The organism is Streptomyces sp. NPDC007162 (assembly GCF_040634175.1).
Lineage (GTDB): Bacteria > Actinomycetota > Actinomycetes > Streptomycetales > Streptomycetaceae > Streptomyces.
Genome location: NZ_JBEYFC010000816.1, coordinates 1 through 2,751, shown reverse-complemented (window position 1 = coordinate 2,751; position 2,751 = coordinate 1). Strand labels below are relative to the sequence as shown.

At 72.3% G+C, this 2,751-nt stretch carries 1 protein-coding gene and 1 pseudogene; one reads left to right on the top strand and one right to left on the bottom strand.

The annotated features are described in order from the left end of the window. Positions 1–197 precede the first annotated feature (197 nt). Positions 198–2,609, top strand: a complete 2,412-nt coding sequence (locus ABZ646_RS44375) for an MMPL family transporter (RefSeq protein ID WP_360532846.1) — start codon at positions 198–200, stop codon at positions 2,607–2,609. Here the strand turns inward: ABZ646_RS44375 and ABZ646_RS44370 are convergent. Beyond that, positions 2,610–2,751: pseudogene (locus ABZ646_RS44370) on the bottom strand (TetR/AcrR family transcriptional regulator); the annotation flags it as partial.

Below are 2,751 nucleotides of genomic sequence, written 5' to 3'. Positions count from 1 at the left end.
GTCTCCACCCGGGGCGTGGCCCAGGGCGAGACCCTGCTCAAGGTGACGGGCGGGGGCGCGCAGCTTTGGAGTTCCTTGAGAGTCGCGCGCGTCGCATGTCCCGGCGCGCGGCCCGCCGCCGATCCTGTTGCCCAGGACCTGGGGGGACCGACCGAACCGACCCTACGAACTCCAAGGAGCTGTTGAGCGTGACGGCATTGGCACGGTGGTGCTATCGGCACCGGCTGGTGGTCCTGTTGCTGTGGGTGGGGGCGCTGCTGGGCGTGGGCTTCTCGGCCTCGACGGCGGGCACGAACTACGCGAACGTCTTCTCCCTGCCCGACACGGACTCCAAGACCGCGTACGACCTGATGCAGAAGGCCTTCCCGAACACCTCCGGTGACACGGACACCGTGGTGTGGAAGGTCACCGACGGCTCGGTGACGGACCCGGCGGTCCGCGGCCGTGTCCAGCCCGCCCTGGACAGGATCGCGAAAATGCCGGGGGTCGGCGCGGTCACCAGTCCCTACGCCGGCGCCCGGGGGGCCGCGCAGGTCAGCCGGGACGGCAGGATCGCGTACGCGCAGCTGACCTTCGCCCAGCGCGCGAACGAAATCCCGAAGGACCTCGTCCAGAAGGTCGTCGACACCGCGCGGGGCGCCGAACGCAGCGGTCTTGAGGTGGAGTTGGGCGGCCAGGCCATCCAGCGCGTCCAGGAGCCGCCGCAGGGCCTGTCCGAGATGGTCGGCATCGTCGCCGCGGCCGTCGTCCTCTTCCTGGCGTTCGGCTCGTTCTTCGCGATGACCCTGCCCATCGCGATCGCGGTCTTCGGCGTCGGCATGGGCCTGTTCTCCACCCAGCTCCTCAGCCACACCACCGACATCCCGGACATCGCCCCGCTGCTCGCCTCCCTGATCGGCCTCGGCGTCGGCATCGACTACGCCCTGTTCATCGTCACCCGGCACCGGCGCGGCATCCTGCGCGGCCTGGATCCCGAGGAGTCGGCCGTCACCGCCCTGAACACCTCGGGCCGGGCGGTGCTGTTCGCGGGCGGCACGGTCTGTATCGCGCTGGCCGGCATGCTGGTCACCCGGCTGCGTTTCCTGGACGGCGTGGTCATCGGCACGTCCCTGACGGTCGTCCTGAGCGTCCTCGCGGCCACCACCCTGCTGCCCGCGCTGCTGGGCTTCCTCGGCCCGCGCGTCCTCAGCCGCCGCCAGCGCCGCAGGCTGGCCGCCGAGGGCCCCGAGCCGGAGAAGGCGAGCGGCCTGGCGGCCCGCTGGTCGGCGAACGTGCAGAAGCGCCCGCGGCGCATCGCGGCGCTCGCCCTCATCGTCATGGCCGTCCTCGCCGTCCCGGTCCTCTCGCTGCGGCTCGGCGCCACCGACCAGGGCAACGACGACGCGTCCACGACCACCAGGAAGGCCTACGACCTGCTCGCCGAGGGCTTCGGCCCCGGCTTCAACGGCCCGCTCCAGGTCGTCGGGGTGGGCGGCGACACGGCGAGGCTGGTCAAGGGCCTGGAGTCGACCCCGGGCGTCGCGAGGGTGGCCGCGCTGCCCCCGGCCCGGGGCGTGACGGTGATCCAGGTGGTCCCGACCACCTCACCCCAGTCCAAGGAGACGGACGACCTGATCGACACCCTCCGCGACCGGGTGATCCCGCAGGCGGGCGCGCAGGCGCACGTGGGTGGCGTGACGGCGGTCTCCAAGGACTTCGCGACGGTGACCGGCGACCGGCTGCCGCTGTTCGTGGCCACCATCATCGGCCTGGGCTTCCTGCTGCTCCTGGTGGCCTTCCGCTCCCTGGTCGTCCCGTTGACGGCGGCCGTGATGAACCTGGTCGCGGCGGCGGCGTCCTTCGGTGTCCTGGTGGCGGTCTTCCAGTGGGGCTGGGGCCTGGACCTGCTGGGCCTCGGCAAGGAGGGCCCGATCAACGCGTTCCTCCCGGTCATCATGCTCTCCCTGCTCTTCGGGCTCTCGATGGACTACCAGGTGTTCCTGGTGAGCCGGATGCACGAGGAGTGGGTGCACACGAGGGACAACGCGCGCGCGGTACGGGTCGGCCTGGCGGAGACCAGCCGGGTCATCAACTCCGCCGCCCTGATCATGGTCTGCGTCTTCCTGGCCTTCGTGCTCAGCGGCGACTCGGGCGCCGCGATGGCGGGCGTCGGCCTGGCGGCGGCGGTCGCGCTGGACGCCTTCGTCCTGCGTACGGCCCTGGTCCCGGCGGCGATGCACCTGCTGGGCGCGTCCAACTGGTGGCTGCCGGCCTGGCTGGAGAAGCGGCTGCCGCACCTGGCGGTGGAGCCCGCGGAGGAGATCCCGGCGCCCCGGAAACCGGGCGGCCCGGCCTCGGTGATCCACGGTTTCGTCCGCACCCCGGAGGGTGCGGCGGTGGAGGGCGCGTCGGTGACGCTGTCGTCCGAGGGCGGCCGCCGACTGGACCGCGTGACGTCGCTGGCGGACGGCTCCTACATCGTCTCGGTCCCGTCCCCGGGTGCCTACGAGCTGGCGGTGACCGCGCCGTCGTACGGCTCGCAGGCCCGGCAGGTGACGGTGCAACGGGGACCGCTGGTGTACGACGTGGAGCTGGCGGAGGGGGAGCTGGACGCGGTCAACCGGACGTGATCACTCGTTCCGGCGTCCCCTGCCGCCCGGGTCCGGCAGCACCCGGGTCATCCCCGGCAGGAAGTCCGTGAACAGTTCGTGCACCTCCAGCACCAGGGGCCGCAGTACCCGGAACCGCGCGAGGGAGACGCCTCGCGCGGTC